Origin of the sequence: Pseudorhodoferax sp. Leaf265, assembly GCF_001422365.1 — a bacterium.
GTDB lineage: Bacteria > Pseudomonadota > Gammaproteobacteria > Burkholderiales > Burkholderiaceae_C > Pseudorhodoferax.
In genome coordinates this window covers 25,835-41,897 of sequence record NZ_LMMT01000014.1, presented here as the reverse complement: position 1 = coordinate 41,897, position 16,063 = coordinate 25,835, and the positions used below count along the sequence as shown (strand labels likewise).

The following is a 16,063-nucleotide window of genomic DNA, read 5'->3' as shown; positions in this document are numbered from 1 at the left end:
GCGTGTCGCCCGTTGAAGGACGCAGGATCGCCGAGGATCTAGCGATGTCGATGCGCAGCCCCGCCGGGCTGCCATCTTCTTGCGCCTGCCCGCCCTTGCAATGACAGCCCCTCCGGCAACGCCACCTGTATAAATCGCGCACCGAGCTGTCACGTCTTGTCCACCACGCGGACCGAGCGGCTTCTTATGGGGTGATCAACGAACGGCGCCGGACTGCAAGGCCGCACGTGCAGCATCTGCAATGGCCTGCGCGTCCACGCCGAAGTAGCGGCGAAGCGCCGAACGTGTATCGCTGCGCCCGAAGCCGTCCGTCCCCAGGGTCACGTAGCGACGGGAGGCAGGCACGCCCGCGCGCAGACTTTCGGGCACGGCGCGCACATAGTCGCTGGCCGCGACGACGGGGCCTTGGCCAGCCATCAGTTGCGCCAGGGTGGCTCTGCCAGTCTCGCGCGCCAGCTCGCTCCAGCTCGTGACGCTCAGGACTTCGCTGCCAATGCCCTCGGTGGCCAGTTGCTCGGCCGCCTTGATCACCTCGGTCAGGATCGCGCCCGAGCCCATCAGCGTCACAAGGGGCCCATCCTGGGGGCCGTACACGCCGAAACGGTAGCCGCCGCGCACCACGCCCTGCTCCGCGCCTTGGGGCAGGCTCGGTTGGGCGTAGTTCTCGTTCATGAGCGTCACGTAGTAGAAGACGTCCTGCTGCTCGACCAGCATCTCGCGCATGCCGGCATCCACGATCACGGCCATTTCGCCAGCGAAGGCCGGGTCGTAGGCCTTGCAGTTCGGAATGGTGGCAGCCACCAGGTGGCTGCTGCCGTCCTGGTGCTGCAGGCCCTCACCACCGAGCGTGGTGCGGCCGGAGGTTGCCCCGAGCAGGAAGCCGCGTGCGCGCTGGTCGGCCGCGGCCCAGATCGCATCGCCCACGCGCTGAAACCCGAACATCGAGTAGTAGATGTAGAACGGCAGCATGGCCAGACCGTGCACGCTGTAGCTGGTCGCAGCGGCCGTCCAACTCGCGATGGCGCCGGCCTCGCTGATGCCTTCTTCGAGGATCTGCCCATCCAGCGCCTCCCGGTAGGACAGCACCGAGCCGATGTCCTCGGGCGCGTAGCGCTGGCCCACGCTGCTGTAGATGCCGACCTGCTTGAACAGGTTGGCCATGCCGAAGGTGCGGGCCTCGTCGGCCACGATGGGCACGATGCGCGGGCCCAGCTGCGGGTCCTTGAGCAACTGGCCCAGGAGGCGCACGAAGGCCATGGTCGTGCTCATTTCCTTGCCCTCGGCCTCCAGCGCGAACTGCGCATAGTTGGAAAGCGTTGGCACCGGCGGTGTGTCGCAGGCCGTTTCACGCCGCGGCAGGAAACCGCCGAGCGCGGCGCGGCGCTCGCGCAGGTAGACCATCTCGGGGCTGCCTTCAGCCGGCTTGTGGAAGGCCAGCGAGGTGGCCTGTTCGTCCGTCAGCGGCAGGTCGAAGCGGTTGCGAAACGCGATCAGGTCGGTCTCGTCCAGCTTCTTCTGCGAATGCGTGGTCATGCGGCCCTGGCCGGCCGTGCCCATACCGTAGCCCTTCTTGGTATGGGCCAGCACCACAGTGGGTTGGCCGCGGTGCGCAGCAGCCGCCGCGTAGGCCGCGTGGATCTTCACGAGGTCGTGGCCGCCACGGCGCAGGCGGTCGATCTGCTCGTCGGTCATGCCCTGGGCCAGGCGTTGCAGCGCCTCGTCCTGGCCGAAGAAGTGCTCGCGGTTGTAGCGCCCGTCCTTGGCCGCGAAGGTCTGCATCTGGCCGTCCACGGTGTGCGCGAAAGCCCGCAGCAGCGCGCCCTGCTGGTCGCGCGCGAACAGGCAGTCCCAGTCGCTGCCCCAGACCAGCTTGATGACATTCCAGCCGGCCCCGGCGAACAGCTGTTCGAGCTCGTCGATGATGCGGCCGTTGCCGCGCACCGGGCCGTCCAGGCGCTGGAGGTTGCAGTTGACGACCCAGACCAGGTTGTCCAGCTTTTCGCGCGCGGCCAGCGTCAACGCGCTCATGGATTCGGGCTCGTCCATCTCGCCGTCGCCGAACACGCCCCAGACCTTGCGGCCCGCGCAGTCCAGCAAACTGCGGTGCGTGAGGTAGCGCATGAAGCGCGCGTGGTAGATCGAGCTGATCGGCCCGATGCCCATGGAGCCCGTCGGGAACTGCCAGAAGTCCGGCATCAGCCAGGGATGGGGATAGCTCGACAGGCCGCGCGCGCCGGCATCGGATGCGACGATCTCCTGGCGGTAATGCAAGAGGTCTGCCTCGCCGAGCCGGCCTTCCAGGAAGGCGCGCGCATAGACGCCCGGTGCGCTGTGCGGCTGGAAGAACACCAGGTCGCCACGGTGCCGGTCATCTCTTGCGTGGAAGAAGTGGTTGAAGCCGACCTCGAAGAGGTCCGCCGCGCTGGCGTAGCTCGCGATGTGGCCACCAAGTTCGCCATAGGCCAGGTTGGCGCGCACCACCATGGCCAGCGCGTTCCAGCGCATCAGCGACGCCAGCCGCTCCTCGACAGCCAGGTCGCCCGGAAACACCGGCTGCTGTTCCACCGCGATGGTATTGGCGTAGGGCGTGGCCAGTTCGGGCTTCCAGCCGATGCGCAGGGCGCGCGCCAGGCGCGCGAGTTCGTCGAGCATGAAGCGGGCCCGCTCCGCCCCACCCGCGGCCAGCAGAGCGGAGAAGGCATCCCGCCATTCCTGCGTCTCCAGCGGATCGGTGTCGGCCCCTGTGGGCATCTGAAGCAGTTGGGCCATCGTGTTGGGTGCGTTCATGACGGGCGAAGAATCGAGTCCAGGATGCCAGCACTCTAGGGGCATATTCGCCAAACATGTTGCTGAGCTGCATGGCGTAATGCGCCGAAGCAGCACAGAATGCCGCCAACTCAGAGGATGGAGGCACAAAATGAATCTGGATGCAACAGACCTGCGCATCCTGGACCAACTGCAGCGCGACGGAGCGCTGTCCAACGTGGAGCTCGCGCGGCGCGTGCACCTGTCGCCCTCCCCCTGCCTGGCCCGTGTGAAGGCACTGCAGGCCGCCGGCATCATCACCGGCTACGTTGCACTGGCCGACCCGGCGCGGCTGGGCCTGGGCCTGAACGTCTTCATCTCCATCAGCCTGACGCGCCAAAGCAAGGAGGCGCTGGCCGATTTCGAGCACCGCATCGCGCTGCACGACGAGGTCATGGAGTGCTACCTCATGACCGGCGACAGCGACTACCTGATCCGCGTGGCCGTGGCCGACATCGCGGCGCTGGAGCGCTTCATCCTGGAGCAACTCACCCCCATCCCCGGCATCGAGAAGATCCGCTCGAGCTTTGCGCTCAAGCAGGTGCGCTACAAGACGGCCCTGCCATTGCCGTCCAGCACGGCCTGAGCAGCACGCAAGGCACACTTGTCCCCTTTTCAGACCAGGAGACCGACCGCATGCACGTCGTGCACCACATCACCGAACTGCGCCAAGCCCTGGAGGCCGGCCCCCGCCCGGCCTTCGTGCCGACCATGGGCAACCTGCACGAAGGCCACCTGGCCCTGGTGCGCCAAGCCAAGGCCAGCGGCCGGCCCGTGGTGGCCAGCATCTTCGTGAACCGGCTGCAGTTCGCTCCGCACGAAGACTTCGACCGCTACCCCCGCACACTGCCGCGCGACAGCGAACTGCTGGCCGGCGCCGGCTGCGACATCGTGTTCGCCCCCGACGAGGCCAAGATGTACCCCGCCCCGCAGGCCTACAAGGTGGCGCCGCCGGCAGCGTTGGGCGACATCCTGGAAGGTCACTTCCGGCCCGGCTTCTTCACCGGCGTGTGCACGGTGGTCATGAAGCTGTTCCAGATCGTCCAGCCCGGCCTGGCCCTGTTCGGCAAGAAGGACTACCAGCAGCTGCGCGTGATCGAGGGCATGGTCCGCGACTTCGCGCTGCCCATCGCCATCACCGGCGGCGAAACAGTGCGCGCCGACGACGGCCTCGCACTGTCCTCGCGCAACGGCTACCTGGGCGCTGAGGAGCGGCGCGAGTCCACCGCCCTGGCCGCGCAGCTGCGCGCCGTGGCCGACGCCGTGCGCGCCGACCCCACACGCACCGAAGCCGCCGAGCAGGCCGCCATGCAGGCCCTGCGCGCGCGCGGCTGGGTCCCCGACTACATCGCCGTGCGCGGCCGCACCGACCTGCTGCCGCCCGCATCGCCGGACGCGCCGCGCGTGGTGCTGGCCGCCGCCCGGCTGGGCAGCACACGCCTGATCGACAACCTGGAGTTCTGAGCCCATGCCCGTCCTCGACGCCTTTGCCGACACCGGCCGCTTCCGCACGCTGCGGCGCGACATCCACGCCCATCCCGAGCTCGGCTTCGAGGAACACCGTACCAGCGAACTGGTGGCCGGCCTGCTGGCCGGATGGGGCATCGCGGTGCACCGCGGCATCGCCGGTACCGGCCTGGTCGGCGTGCTGCGCGGCAACCGGCCCGACACGGGCAAGACCATCGGCCTGCGCGCCGACATGGACGCGCTGCCGCTGCAGGAGGTCAACGGCTTCGACCACCGCTCCCGCCACGACGGCCGCATGCACGCCTGCGGCCACGACGGCCACACCGCCATGCTGCTGGCCGCGGCCTGGCAGCTCGCGCAGCGGCGCGACTTCGCCGGCACCGTGCACTTCATCTTCCAGCCGGCCGAGGAGATGGGCAAGGCCGGCGCGAAAAAGATGATCGACGAGGGTCTCTTCGAACGCTTCCCCTGCGACGCGGTGTTCGCGCTGCACAACTTCAACCTCGGCCGCGTCGGCAACTTCGCGCTGAACCATGGCGCGCTGATGGCGTCGAGCAACACCTGGCGCATCACGGTGCGCGGGCGCGGGACACACGCCTCGATGCCGCACACGGGCCTGGACCCGGTCGGCGCGGTGCTCGAGATCGCGCAGGCGCTGCGCAGCCTGGTGGCGCGCACCATCCCGAGCACCGAGCGAGCGCTGCTGGCCGTGACGCAGATCCAGGGCTCGGACGCGCCCAACGTGATCCCGGACGAAGCCTGGGTCGGCGGCACGGTGCGCACCTTCTCGGTCGATGCGCTGGACAAGATCGAGGCGCGGCTGCGCCACCTGGCCACGCACATCGCGCAAGCCCATGAGTGCCAGGCCGAGGTGATGTTCCGGCGCGCCTCGCCGCCCGTGGTGAACCACCCGGCCGAGGCCCGCTTCGCGGCCGAGGTCATGCGCGAGATCGTCGGCGACGCCATGGTCGACGAGGACCTGCCCGGCGTGCTGGGCGCAGAGGACTTCGCCCACATGCTCATGGAGCGTCCGGGCTGCTACGCCTTCCTGGGCAATGGCGACGGCGACCACCGCATGGCCGGCCACGGCCCGGGGCCTTGCATCATCCACAACACCTCGTTCGATTTCAACGACGAGATCATCCCGGTCGGCGCGAGCTACTTCGTGCGCCTGGCCGAGCGCTGGCTGGCCTGATCGTCACGCTGGCGCCGTTCTTGCAGAACCTGCCGTTTCCCCACCCCAGGAGTCACCCCATGTTCCGCCCCACCCTCTCGCGCCTGCTGCCGCTGCTGGCGGCCGGCCTGCTGTGCACCGCGCTGCCAGCCCAGGCGCAGCGCGTCGTGCGCATCGTCGTGCCCTTCGGCACCGGCGCGGTGCAGGACACCATCGCCCGCGCCATCAACAACGAACTCGGCCAGGCGCTGGGCGCCAGCGTGATCGTGGAGAACCGCGCCGGCGCAGGCGGCAGCGTGGGCTCGTCCTACGTGGCCAAATCCGCGCCCGACGGCAACACGCTGGTGCTGGCCGCGGCCAGCCACCACATCGTGGGCCACCTGTACAAGAAGCTCGACTACGACCCGCTGAAGGACTTCGTGGGCGTGGGCTACATCGGCAACTCGGGCTACGCGATCGTGGCGCCCGCCGCGCTGGGCGCCAGCAACACGCGCGAGTTCATCGCCGCCGTCAAGGCCAAGCCCGGCGCCTACAACTACGCCTCGGCCGGCAACGGCAGCGCCACCCACCTGGGCATGGCCTCGTTCGTGGCCATGGCCGGGCTGGACATGCAGCACATCCCGATGAAGTCCACCGGCGACGCGGTCAACGAAGTGCTGGCCGGCCGCGTGCAGGCCGTCACCTCCTCGCTGATCGGCGTGATGGGCTACAAGGACGACGCGCGCGTGAAGTTCATCGCCTACACCGGCAAGCAGCGTTCGCGCTTCCTGCCCGAGCTGCCGACCGCGGCCGAGAGCGGCCTGCCGGGCTACAGCTTCGATTCATGGATCGGCCTGCTGGCGCCGGCCGCGCTGCCGCGTGCGGAGCTGGACAAGATCAACGCCGCGCTGCAGAAGACGCTGGCCGACCCCGCCGTGCAGGAACGCCTCGCGCGGCTGGGCGTGGAGTCCGCGGCGATGACGCCGGACGCGTTCCACAAGCTGCTGCGCGCGGACTGGGAGAGTTCGGGCGCCACCGTCAAGGCCTCGGGCGCCAAGGTCGAGTAGCGCTCACTGCGCCGCCAGCCGGCGCCGCGCCTGCGCACGGAAATCGGTGGGTCGCAGGCCCGTGTGCTTCTTGAAGAAGCGGCCGAAGTAGGCCTCGTCCTCGAAGCCGAGTTCGGCCGCGATCTGCTTGACCGACAGCGAGGAGTAGACCAGCTCGCGCTCGGCCTCGTGCACCACGCGCGCATTGACCACGGCCTGTGCCGACGCGCCGAGCAGCTCGCGCGTGAGCCGCGTGAGCTGGCCCAGCGTGATGCCCAGCGCCTGCGCGTAGGCCTGCACCGGCAGGCGTTCGCGAAAGCGCGCATCCAGCAGCGCGCGGAAGCGCTCGATCTGCGCCGCCTTGCGCGAGCGCGTGCTGTGCACGGCCCCGCTGGCCGAGGCCGCCACGCGCGCCACCTGCACGAACAGCGCCGCCAGCAAGGCCATGCCGGCGCGCATGCCGCCGTCGGCCAGCAGCTGCTGCTCGCGGCCGATGGCCTCGAACAGCGGCAGCAGCACCTGGGCGTGGCGGCTGTCCGGCGGCACCTCGAGCACGGCCGGGCGGCGCAGGTGCTCCAGCAGCTGCGGCGCCGTCAGCGCGGCCAGCGACTCCAGCGGCTTCTGCGCGGCCGTGATGACCGGCCCGTCGGTGGCGGGATGGAAGCTGAAGCCGTGCACGGCGCGCGCCGGCACCACGATCAGGCAGGGCGGCCGCAGCACCCAGCGCACGCCGTCGATGACAGCCTCTCCCTCGCCGCCCCGCGTGAGGTAGAGCAGTTGCACGAGCGCCTCGTGGAAGTGCAGGTCGATCTCCCAGTCGAACAGGCTCGAGCGCTCGGGGATGGCTTCCAGGTGCACCAGCTCGGCCCAGGCCGGCTGCTGGTCGCTGCTGCCATAGAGCGCGAAGCTGCGGACGGTGCCCGGTTCGGTGCGCATGGTGTGTCTCCCTGTGATGCACGGATTGTCCGGTTCATGGCCGGCTTTGTCGATTGAAGCGAACGGCCTGCGGCGCGATGCTTGAGGCCGTACCACGACGGAGACAACGCAGATGCACCAGACCACTTCCACCGACCCGGCGAACGAATCGTCCACCTTCAGCTGGCTGGGCCTGGCCGGCAGCGTGTGCGTGGTCAGCGGCGCGGGCAGCGGCATCGGCGCGGCCATCGCCCAGGGCTTCGCCGCCGCGGGCGCGCAGGTCGCGCTGCTGGACCGCGACATCGACAGCGCGCGCCGCGTGGCCGCGACGCTGGCCGACCAAGGCGCCCGCGTGCTGGCGGTCGCGTGCGACATCGCCGACGAGGCCGCCGTGCAGGCCGCCGCGCAGCAGGTGCGCACGCAGCTCGGCCCGGTCACGGCGCTGGTCAACAACGCCGGCCTGCTGCGGCCCGGCGCGCTGGCCACGGTCCCCATCGCCGAGTGGAACGCGGTGCTGGCCGTGAACCTGACGGGCTACCTGCTCTGCGCGCGCGCCTTTGGCCAGGACATGCTGGAGGCCGGCCACGGCAGCATCGTGCACGTGGCCTCGGTCTCCGCGCTGCACCCGCAGACCGCCAGCGGCGCCTACAGCGCGAGCAAGGCCGGCGTGCGCCTGCTGTCGCGCCAGCTCGCGGCCGAATGGGGGCCGCAGGGCGTGCGCAGCAACGTGGTCTGCCCCGGCATGGTCCGCACGGCGCTGTCGGCCCGCTTCTATGCCGAGCCCGGCTTCGAGGCGCGTCGCGCCGCAGCCACCGCCAGCCGCCGCATCGGCGAGCCGCAGGACATCGCCGAGCCCGTGCTGTTCCTGGCCAGCGCGCGCGCAGCCTACGTCAACGGCGCCGAGCTGGTGGTCGATGGCGGCCTGGCCTGCATGCTGATGGACATGGTGCCGCGCCCCGGCTTCAACGACGACGCGGCGCGCGGCGCCTGATCGCGCCTCCCCCCTTCCTGTTCCGCCCCTCGTTCCGCATGCCCGGGCATGCGGTGGCTTCGCACACCCCAAGGAGACCTCAGCATGCACCCCTTCGATTCCGTTGCGCAGGACCTGCTCTGCGACCTGCTGGTCGTCGGCTCGGGCGCCGGCGGCCTGTCCACCGCCATCACGGCCCGCAAGCTCGGCCTGGACGTGGTCGTCGTCGAGAAGGCCTCGGTCTTCGGCGGCACCACCGCGTTCTCGGGCGGCGTGCTCTGGATTCCCGGCAGCCGCCACGCGCCGGCCGGCGACACGCGCGCCGCGATGCGCACCTACCTGCGCGACCAGGCCGGCCGCTTCTTCGACGCGGCTGCGGCCGAGGCCTTCCTGGAACACGCCAGCGCCATGGTCGACTGGTTCGAGCGCGAAACGTCCGTGCGCTTCGTGCCCACGCTGTACCCGGACTACCACCCCGACGCGCCGGGCGGCGCGCAGGTCGGCCGCTCCATCCTGGCCGCGCCCTTCGACGCCAGCCAGCTCGGCCCCGAGCTCGCGCGGCTGCGCCCGCCGCTCGAGACCATCACCTTCATGGGCATGATGTTCAACTCCTCCAACGCCGACCTCAAGCACTTCTTCCGCGCCAGCAAGTCCGTGGTGTCGGCGCTGTACGTGGCCAGGCGGCTGGCGGCGCACTTCGTCGACCTGCTGCGCTGGCGACGCGGCGTGCAGGTCACGAGCGGCAACGCGCTCGCCGCGCGGCTGGCCAAGAGTTGCTTCGACCTCGGCATTCCGATCCACACCGGCGCCGAGGTGCTCGAGCTGCTGCACGCCGAAGGCCGCACCGTCGGTGCGCGCGTGCGCATGCAGCAGGGCGAGCTGCGCATCACCGCGCGGCGCGGCGTGGTGCTGGCCTGCGGTGGCTACGCCCACGACCGCGCGCGCACCGCCCAGCGCTACCCGCACCTGGCGCGCGGCGGCGAGCACCTCTCGCCTGTGCCGGCCGAGAACACCGGCGATGGCCTGGCGCTGGCCGAGCGCGCCGGCGGCCAGGTCGACATGCGCTTCGACGGCACCGGCGCCGCGGCCTGGATGCCGGTCTCGCGCGTGCCGCTGCCGGGCGGCCGCACCGGCGTGTTCCCACACCTGCTGGACCGCTACAAGCCCGGCGTGATCGGCGTGCTGCGCAATGGGCGGCGCTTCACGAACGAGGCCGACTCCTACCACGACGTGGGCGCGGCGCTGATCGAGGCCTGCGCGGGCGAACGCGAGACGGCCATGTGGCTGGTCTGCGACCAGACCGCCATCTCCAAGTACGGCCTGGGCTATGCCAAGCCAGCGCCCATGCCGCTGGGCGGCCTCATCCGCCAGGGCTATCTGTTCAAGGGCCGCACGCTGGCAGAACTGGCCCAGGCCACGGGCATCGATGGCGCCGGTCTGCAAGCCACCGTGGCCGCCTACAACCAGGGCGCCACGCAAGGTCTGGACCCGCAGTTCGGCCGCGGCGGCAACGCCTTCAACCGCTACCTGGCCGATCCGCAGCAGCAGCCCAACCCCTGCGTGGCACCGCTCGCGCGCGGGCCCTACTACGCGGTCAAGGTCTTCATGGGCGACCTCGGCACCTTCGACGGGCTGCGCACCAGCGTGGTCGGCGAGGTGCTGCGCGCCGACGGCAGCACCGTCGCGGGCCTGTACGCCGTGGGCAACGACCGCGCCAGCATCATGGGCGGCAACTATCCCGGCGCGGGCATCACGCTGGGCCCGGCCATGACCTTCGGCTGGCTCACGGCGCGCCACATCGCGGGCGACCTGCCGGCGCAGGCCACGGCGCCGCAGGAGCAGCGCCATGCCGCCTAAGCCGCTCGTGGACCACCGCGTCTACACCATCCGCCTGCGCCGCATGGGCGAGTTCCTCGAGGTGTTCAACCGCCTGGCCATGCCGGTGCTGCTGCAGACGCTGGAGCATCCGCTGGGCTTCTACCTGAGCCAGGTCGGCCCGCAGAACCAGTTCGTGCACCTGTGGGCCTACGACAGCCTGGCGGACTACGAACGCCGCAGCCAGGCACGCGACGCGCACCCGGACTTCCCGGCTTACCTGGCTGCCTCGGAACACCTGATCACGGCGCAGGAAACGCGCCTCGTGCGTGCCGCCGCGATGCCGGCCTGGCCGGCCCGCTGACCCCCACCTTGCAACCGACGGAGACACGCCATGAACGCCCATCAACCCCACCCTTGCACCCGCCGCACGCTGCTGCGCGCCACGGCCGCCGCCGGCCTGCTGGCCGCGGGCAGCGGCCAGGCCCAGGACGCCTGGCCGGCCAGGCCGATCCGCCTCGTCGTTGGCTTTCCGGCCGGCGGCACCACCGACATCATGGCCCGCGTGGTCGGCCTGCCGCTGCAAAAAGCGCTGGGCCAGCCCATCGTCGTGGACAACCGGCCCGGCGCCAGCGGCAACATCGCGGCCAGCGAGACCATCCGCGCCGCAGCCGACGGCCATACCTTCATGGTCGCGCCGATCTCGGTGCAGACCGCCAACCCCTCGCTGTTCAAGCCCGCGCTGAACCCGGCGCGCGACCTGCAGCCCGTCAGCAGCCTGGGCTACGCCCAGCTCTACCTCGTGGCCCGCAAGGGGCTGCCGGCCGGCAGCAGCGCGCAGCTCGTCGCCCTGGCCAAGGCCGCGCCGGGCAAGCTCAGCTACGGCTCGGGCGGGCCCGGCACGCAGATGCACCTGGTCGGCGAGCTGTTCAAGCAGCAGGCCGGCATCGACGTGGTGCACGTGCCCTACAAGGGCGCAGCACCGGCGCTGCAGGACATCCTGGCCGGCCAGATCGACTACTACTTCGATCCGGCGACGGGCCTGCAGCACATCCGCGAGGGGCGCGCCCGGCTGCTGGCCGTGAGCGGCACGCGGCGCTCGCCGTTCTTCCCCGATGCGCCCACGCTGACCGAGGCCGGCATCCCCGGCGTGGAGCTCGGCAACTGGTTCGGCCTGTTCGCGCCGGCCCGCACGCCGCCGGCCATCGTCCAGCGCATGGCCGCCGAAGTGGCCAAGGCCCTGCAGCTGCCCGAGGTGCGCCAGCGCTTCGCCGAGTTGGGCGTGGAGACCATCGCACAGGACGGCACGGGCTTCGGCAAGACCATCGCCGACGAGACGGCCGTGCTGACGCCGCTGATCCGCGCGCGCGGGATCGCGGTCGACTGAGGCTCAGGCACGCGCCGCGGCCCAGCGTGCGCGGGCCTCGGCCGACCAGACCTTGGCCGGCTCGTAGAACGCGGGCACGGCCAAGGCGCCCTCGGGCAGCGGCAGCCAGGTCTGGCGCGTGGACGTGAAGATGTGCACGTCGGGCGGCAGCCGCGCGGGCGCCTGCAGCGTGCCCACGCGCACGAAGCAGATGCGCTCGCCGGCGTTCGGGTAGTGGCTCCAGAGCGCCACCTGGCACTGTGGGCAGCGCGCGATCTTCTGGCCCTTGCCGCTCGCCGAGGGCGTCACAACCAGGTGGACCTCGCCCTGCAACAGCGTCACGCGCGTGGCCTCGATCACGGCATTGACGACGAAGGGCCCACCGCTCTCGCGCTGGCACCAGCTGCAGTGGCAGGCGTGCACGATCATCGGCGCCGACGCCATGCGGTAGCGCACGAAGCCGCAGCTGCAATGGCCGTCGTGAGTGTCCGCGGCTTGTTCCATCGCCTCAGTCCAGCTGGATCTTGCGGTCGCGGATGAGCTTGGCCCACTTCTCGTTGTCGGCCCTGACGAACGCGGCGAAGGCCTCCGGCCCCTGGTAGTGCACCTCGGCACCGGCAGCCGCGAACTTGGCCTGCACCTCCGGCACGGCCAGCACCTTGGCCAGACCAGCCGCCAGCCGGTCGACCACCTCGCGCGGCATGCCGGCCGGGCCGACCAAGCCCTGGAAGCCGACCGACTGCACGCCGGCCAGGCCCTGCTCGGCCACGGTGGCCACATCGGGCAGTTGCGGGTCGCGCTTGGTGCCGGTCACGGCCAGGGCCTTGAGCTTGCCGCCCTTGACCTGGGGCAGCAGCACGGTGCCGGCATCGATCAGGATCTGGGTTTGCCCGCCGATCAGGTCCTGCACGGCCGGCGCGCTGCCCTTGTAGGGCACATGCACGAGGTCCAGGCCGGTGACCTGGTTCAACAGCTCGCCGTTCAGGTGCGTGGACGAGCCCTTGCCGGCCGAAGCGAAGTTGACCTGGCCGGGATTGGCGCGCACCCAGGCCACGAACTCCTTGAGGTCGCGTGCCGGATGGTCGGGCCGCGTGACCGCGATGTAGCTGCCTTGGCTGATCTGGCCCACGTAGCTGAAGCTGCGCAGCGGGTCGTACGGCATCTTCGCCTGCAGGTAGGGCGCGATCGCGAACGGGCCGGTGTTGGCCAGCAGCAGCGTGTAGCCGTCGGGCGCAGCGCGCGTGAGCTCGGTGGCCGCCAGCAGGCCGCCAGCGCCGGGCTTGTACTCGACGACCATCTGCTGGCCCAGCAACTCCTGCAGCGGCACCTGCACCGTGCGCGCCGCGAAATCGATGCCGCCGCCGGGCGGAAAGCCGACGATGAGCTTGATGGGTTTGGCCGGCCAGACCTGGGCGCGCACCACGGGTGTGAGCGCGGCGCCTGCCAGGCCCAGCAGCAGCGCGCGGCGTTGTGGATGGGGCATGTCTCCTCCTGGTTCTGGGTGTTCGGCCAGCATAGCAGCGCCACTGCGCCGGGCCGCCGACAATGGCGCTCTGCCCGCTCCACCCCTTCTTGCACGATGACCCAGGATCTCTTCCGCCAGGACGCCCGCCTGCGCCAGACCGGCGCCACCATCACCGCCGCCGGCCCGGAAGGCATCGTGCTCGACCGCACGGTGTTCTACCCGCTGGGCGGCGGCCAGGCCGGCGACACGGGCTGGCTGCTGCTGGCCGATGGCCAGCGCCTGGCGATCGCCGACACGCGCAAGGGCAAGGACGCCGAAGGCCGACCCACGGCCGCGATCTGCCATGTGCCGGCGCCCGGCCAGGACGACCTGCTGGCCCTGTGCACCGCCGGCACGCCCGTGACAGCCGAGATCGACTGGGCGCGCCGCCACCGGCTGATGCGTTTTCACACCACCACGCACCTGCTGTGCCACCTCGTGGCCCTGCCCGTGAACGGCTGCTCGATCACGGCGGACACGGCGCGGCTGGATTTCCACACCGACCAGCCGCTCGACAAGGAGGCGCTCAGTGCCGGCATCGCGCGCCTGGTCGGCGCGGCGCTGCCCGTCACCGTGGGCGAGATCACCGAGGCCGAACTCGACGCCAACCCGGCCCTGGTCAAGAGCATGTCGGTCTCGCCGCCGCGCGGCACGGGCGCCGTGCGCACCATCCGCGTCGGCGCCGGGGAACTGATCGACCTGCAGCCCTGCGGCGGCACGCATGTGGCCAACACGGCCGAGATCGGCGCCGTGGTCGTGACCAAGATCGAGAAGAAGGGCGCCATGGCACGCCGCGTGGTGCTGGGATTCGCGGCATGACGGGGTGGAACTTTGCGGGCGCAGGGCGCTCCCATCTGCGCTTTCGCACGCCATCCATGCCGCAACACCCTGCCCTCGCCCTGCTGCTGGCCACGGGCTTCGCCCTGGCCGCGCCGGCCGCGCTGGCCGATGCCGCCGTCGTGACCACGCCCCAGGTGCGCGCCGAGCTCGTGGCGCTGGCGCCGCAGGGCGTGGCGCCGGGCCAGCCGGTGTGGGTCGGGCTGTCGATCACGCACAAGCCCGAGTGGCACACCTACTGGAAGAACCCGGGCGACTCGGGCCTGCCGACCGAGCTGCGCTGGCAGCTGCCGGCCGGCGTGCAGGCCGGCGAGATCGCCTGGCCCGTGCCGCACAAGATCCCGATCGGCCCGCTGGCCAATTACGGCTACGAGAACACCGTGCTGCTGCCCGTGCCGCTGACCGTGGGGCCGGACTTCCAGGCCCGGGGCGGGCAGCTGCAGCTCAAGCTCAGCGCATCCTGGCTGGTCTGCCGCAAGGAGTGCATTCCCGAAGAGGGCGAGTTCACGCTGGACCTGCCCGTGCAGGGCGCCACCGCCTTGCACCAGGCCGCGTTCGATGCGGCCGCCGCCGCCCACCCGCAAGCCCTGCCCGCGGGCAGCACGGTGGACGTCGTCGACGGCAAGACGCTGGCCGTGGCCGTGCGCGGCTTGCCCGCAACCGTGCAGGGCAAGACCCTGGAGTTCTTCCCCGAGACCGCCGAGGTCATCCAGACCGCGGGCGCCTGGACCCAGACCTGGGACGGCGCCGTCTGGACAGCGCGCGTGCCGCTGTCGGACCAGCGCAGCCAGAGCCCGGCCGTGATGCCCGTGGTGCTCGCGCTGGACGCAGACGGCCGGCGCCAGGCCTGGCGCGCCGAAGCCGCCGTGGCCGGGACCTGGCCGCAGGGCGCGGCCGTCGCGACGGTGTCGCCCGCGCTGAGCGCCGCGCTCGAGGCCAACGCAGCCGCCCAGCAGCCCGTCGATGCGGGCCGGCCGATCGGCCTCATCGCCGCGCTGGCTGGCGCGCTGCTGGGTGGGCTGATCCTGAACTTCATGCCCTGTGTGTTCCCGGTGCTGGCCATCAAGATGCTGGGCTTCGCGCGCCATGCCGGCGAACGGCGCGCGCTGCGGCTGCATGGCCTGGCCTACAGCGCCGGCGTGGTGCTCTCGTTCGTCGCACTGGCCGGCCTGCTGCTGGGCCTGCGCGCAGCCGGCGAGCAACTCGGCTGGGGCTTCCAGCTGCAATCGCCGGGGGTGGTGGCCGCGCTGGCCGTGCTGTTCACGCTGCTCGGGCTGAACCTGGCCGGCCTGTTCGATTTCGGCCACCTGCTGCCCTCGGGCCTGGCCACGGCCCAGGCGCGCCATCCGGTCGCCGACGCCTTCCTGTCCGGCGTGCTGGCCGTGGCCATCGCCTCGCCCTGCACGGCGCCGTTCATGGGCGCCTCCATGGGCGTCGCCGTGGGCCTGCCGACGGCCCAGGCGCTGGCGGTGTTCGCGGTGCTGGGCCTGGGCATGGCTCTGCCCTTCCTGCTGGCCAGCGTGGTGCCGGCCGTGGTGCGCTGGCTGCCGCGGCCGGGCCCCTGGATGGACGTGTTCCGCCGCTGCATGGCCTTCCCGATGTTCGCCACCGTGGCCTGGCTGGTCTGGGTGCTGGGCCAGCAGACCGGCATCGACGGTGCCGCGGCGCTGCTGCTGCTGCTTGTGGCATTGGCGGCCGTGGTCTGGGCGCTGGGCCTGGCGGGCCGTGCGCGCTGGGTCATGGGAACGCTGGCGCTGCTGCTGGCCGTGGGCATGCTGGGCCTGTTCGGCCCCGCCGTGCTGCGCCCGGTGGAGGCCGCCACGCCCGTGGCCGCCGCTGGTGCGCGCTGGCAGCCCTGGACGCCCGCACAGGTGCAACAGGCGCTGGCCCAGGGCCGGCCCGTGTTCGTGGACTTCACGGCCGCCTGGTGCGTGACCTGCCAGTACAACAAGCGCACGGCGCTGGCCGACAAGAGCGTGCTGGCCGACCTGGAGGCCAAGAACGTGCAGTTGCTGACGGCCGACTGGACCCGGCGCGACCCGGCCATCACTTCGGCGTTGCGCGAACTGGGCCGCAGCGGCGTGCCGGTCTACGTGCTGTACCGCCAGGGCAGCGCGCCCGTGGTGCTGTCCGAGATCCTGAGCGTGGCCGAATTGCGTGCGGCCATCGCGAGCCTGTAACCACC

General features: G+C 71.3%; 14 protein-coding genes. 10 read left to right on the top strand and 4 right to left on the bottom strand.

Going from position 1 to position 16,063, the window contains the following annotated elements; translation table 11 throughout:
* Nucleotides 1–195 precede the first annotated feature (195 nt).
* Entirely contained in the window at nt 196–2,787 is a 2,592-nt protein-coding gene (mdeB, locus tag ASF45_RS15055) for an alpha-ketoglutarate dehydrogenase (RefSeq protein ID WP_056663841.1), read from the bottom strand.
* Nucleotides 2,788–2,917: 130 nt separating this feature from the next.
* Here mdeB and ASF45_RS15050 point away from each other — a divergent pair, with 130 nt between their 5' ends.
* Genes ASF45_RS15050 through ASF45_RS15035 form a run of 4 tightly spaced genes read left to right on the top strand, consistent with a single transcriptional unit; the run spans nt 2,918 to nt 6,492 of the window.
* Nucleotides 2,918–3,391: an Lrp/AsnC family transcriptional regulator gene (locus ASF45_RS15050; protein ID WP_056663838.1), complete on the top strand. Its 474-nt coding sequence runs from the start codon at nt 2,918–2,920 to the stop codon at nt 3,389–3,391.
* Between the two features lie 50 nt (nt 3,392–3,441).
* A complete protein-coding gene (gene panC / locus ASF45_RS15045) occupies nt 3,442–4,269 on the top strand; it encodes a pantoate--beta-alanine ligase (protein ID WP_056663835.1) in 828 nt (275 codons plus the stop codon).
* Between the two features lie 4 nt (nt 4,270–4,273).
* On the top strand, nt 4,274–5,467 hold the full coding sequence (locus tag ASF45_RS15040; protein ID WP_056663832.1) for a M20 aminoacylase family protein: 1,194 nt from the start codon (nt 4,274–4,276) through the stop codon (nt 5,465–5,467).
* A 59-nt stretch (nt 5,468–5,526) separates the two neighbouring features.
* Nucleotides 5,527–6,492: a tripartite tricarboxylate transporter substrate binding protein gene (locus tag ASF45_RS15035; RefSeq protein WP_056663829.1), complete on the top strand. Its 966-nt coding sequence runs from the start codon at nt 5,527–5,529 to the stop codon at nt 6,490–6,492.
* Between the two features lie 3 nt (nt 6,493–6,495).
* On the opposite strand, the gene ASF45_RS15030 is transcribed toward ASF45_RS15035, so the two are convergent.
* Nucleotides 6,496–7,407, bottom strand: coding sequence for a helix-turn-helix domain-containing protein (locus ASF45_RS15030; RefSeq protein WP_056663828.1), 912 nt, complete (start codon nt 7,405–7,407; stop codon nt 6,496–6,498).
* Between the two features lie 112 nt (nt 7,408–7,519).
* Between ASF45_RS15030 and ASF45_RS15025 the strand changes: the two genes are divergently transcribed.
* From ASF45_RS15025 to ASF45_RS15010, 4 genes are all read left to right on the top strand, one after another.
* A complete protein-coding gene (locus tag ASF45_RS15025; RefSeq protein WP_056663825.1) occupies nt 7,520–8,377 on the top strand; it encodes an SDR family NAD(P)-dependent oxidoreductase in 858 nt (285 codons plus the stop codon).
* Nucleotides 8,378–8,461: 84 nt separating this feature from the next.
* Nucleotides 8,462–10,213 carry an FAD-dependent oxidoreductase gene (locus tag ASF45_RS15020; RefSeq protein WP_056663823.1) on the top strand — a complete coding sequence of 584 codons (1,752 nt, stop codon included), beginning with the start codon at nt 8,462–8,464 and terminating at the stop codon, nt 10,211–10,213.
* The gene (locus ASF45_RS15015; RefSeq protein ID WP_056663821.1) at nt 10,203–10,535 is read left to right on the top strand and encodes an NIPSNAP family protein; all 333 of its coding nucleotides are present in this window, start codon (nt 10,203–10,205) and stop codon (nt 10,533–10,535) included. Before ASF45_RS15020 ends, ASF45_RS15015 begins: the two co-directional genes overlap by 11 nt.
* A gap of 30 nt (nt 10,536–10,565) precedes the next feature.
* Entirely contained in the window at nt 10,566–11,558 is a 993-nt protein-coding gene (locus tag ASF45_RS15010; protein ID WP_056663819.1) for a tripartite tricarboxylate transporter substrate binding protein, read from the top strand.
* Between the two features lie 3 nt (nt 11,559–11,561).
* Here ASF45_RS15010 and ASF45_RS15005 read toward each other — a convergent pair whose 3' ends face one another.
* Together ASF45_RS15005 and ASF45_RS15000 are read right to left on the bottom strand one after the other, a co-directional pair.
* Nucleotides 11,562–12,041 carry a GFA family protein gene (locus ASF45_RS15005; RefSeq protein WP_056663815.1) on the bottom strand — a complete coding sequence of 160 codons (480 nt, stop codon included), beginning with the start codon at nt 12,039–12,041 and terminating at the stop codon, nt 11,562–11,564.
* A 4-nt stretch (nt 12,042–12,045) separates the two neighbouring features.
* A complete protein-coding gene (locus ASF45_RS15000; RefSeq protein WP_056663811.1) occupies nt 12,046–13,020 on the bottom strand; it encodes a tripartite tricarboxylate transporter substrate binding protein in 975 nt (324 codons plus the stop codon).
* A 96-nt stretch (nt 13,021–13,116) separates the two neighbouring features.
* On the opposite strand from ASF45_RS15000, the gene ASF45_RS14995 reads away from it, so the two are divergent.
* Nucleotides 13,117–13,860 carry an alanyl-tRNA editing protein gene (locus ASF45_RS14995; RefSeq protein WP_056663809.1) on the top strand — a complete coding sequence of 248 codons (744 nt, stop codon included), beginning with the start codon at nt 13,117–13,119 and terminating at the stop codon, nt 13,858–13,860.
* A gap of 56 nt (nt 13,861–13,916) precedes the next feature.
* Complete coding sequence (locus tag ASF45_RS14990) at nt 13,917–16,058, top strand: protein-disulfide reductase DsbD (RefSeq protein WP_082551034.1); 2,142 nt, start codon at nt 13,917–13,919, stop codon at nt 16,056–16,058.
* The last annotated feature ends 5 nt before the right edge of the window (nt 16,059–16,063 follow it).

Bases quoted from the DNA above. Each gene is read 5' to 3' on its own strand.
- ASF45_RS15050 (WP_056663838.1), top strand. From the start codon at position 2,918: ATGAATCTGGATGCAACAGACCTGCGCATCCTGGACCAACTGCAGCGC.
- ASF45_RS15020 (WP_056663823.1), top strand. From the start codon at position 8,462: ATGCACCCCTTCGATTCCGTTGCGCAGGACCTGCTCTGCGACCTGCTG.
- ASF45_RS15005 (WP_056663815.1), bottom strand. From the start codon at position 12,041: ATGGAACAAGCCGCGGACACTCACGACGGCCATTGCAGCTGCGGCTTC.
- ASF45_RS15010 (WP_056663819.1), top strand. From the start codon at position 10,566: ATGAACGCCCATCAACCCCACCCTTGCACCCGCCGCACGCTGCTGCGC.
- ASF45_RS15000 (WP_056663811.1), bottom strand. From the start codon at position 13,020: ATGCCCCATCCACAACGCCGCGCGCTGCTGCTGGGCCTGGCAGGCGCC.
- ASF45_RS15015 (WP_056663821.1), top strand. From the start codon at position 10,203: ATGCCGCCTAAGCCGCTCGTGGACCACCGCGTCTACACCATCCGCCTG.
- panC (WP_056663835.1), top strand. From the start codon at position 3,442: ATGCACGTCGTGCACCACATCACCGAACTGCGCCAAGCCCTGGAGGCC.
- mdeB (WP_056663841.1), bottom strand. From the start codon at position 2,787: ATGAACGCACCCAACACGATGGCCCAACTGCTTCAGATGCCCACAGGG.
- ASF45_RS15035 (WP_056663829.1), top strand. From the start codon at position 5,527: ATGTTCCGCCCCACCCTCTCGCGCCTGCTGCCGCTGCTGGCGGCCGGC.
- ASF45_RS15025 (WP_056663825.1), top strand. From the start codon at position 7,520: ATGCACCAGACCACTTCCACCGACCCGGCGAACGAATCGTCCACCTTC.
- ASF45_RS14990 (WP_082551034.1), top strand. From the start codon at position 13,917: ATGCCGCAACACCCTGCCCTCGCCCTGCTGCTGGCCACGGGCTTCGCC.
- ASF45_RS15040 (WP_056663832.1), top strand. From the start codon at position 4,274: ATGCCCGTCCTCGACGCCTTTGCCGACACCGGCCGCTTCCGCACGCTG.
- ASF45_RS14995 (WP_056663809.1), top strand. From the start codon at position 13,117: ATGACCCAGGATCTCTTCCGCCAGGACGCCCGCCTGCGCCAGACCGGC.
- ASF45_RS15030 (WP_056663828.1), bottom strand. From the start codon at position 7,407: ATGCGCACCGAACCGGGCACCGTCCGCAGCTTCGCGCTCTATGGCAGC.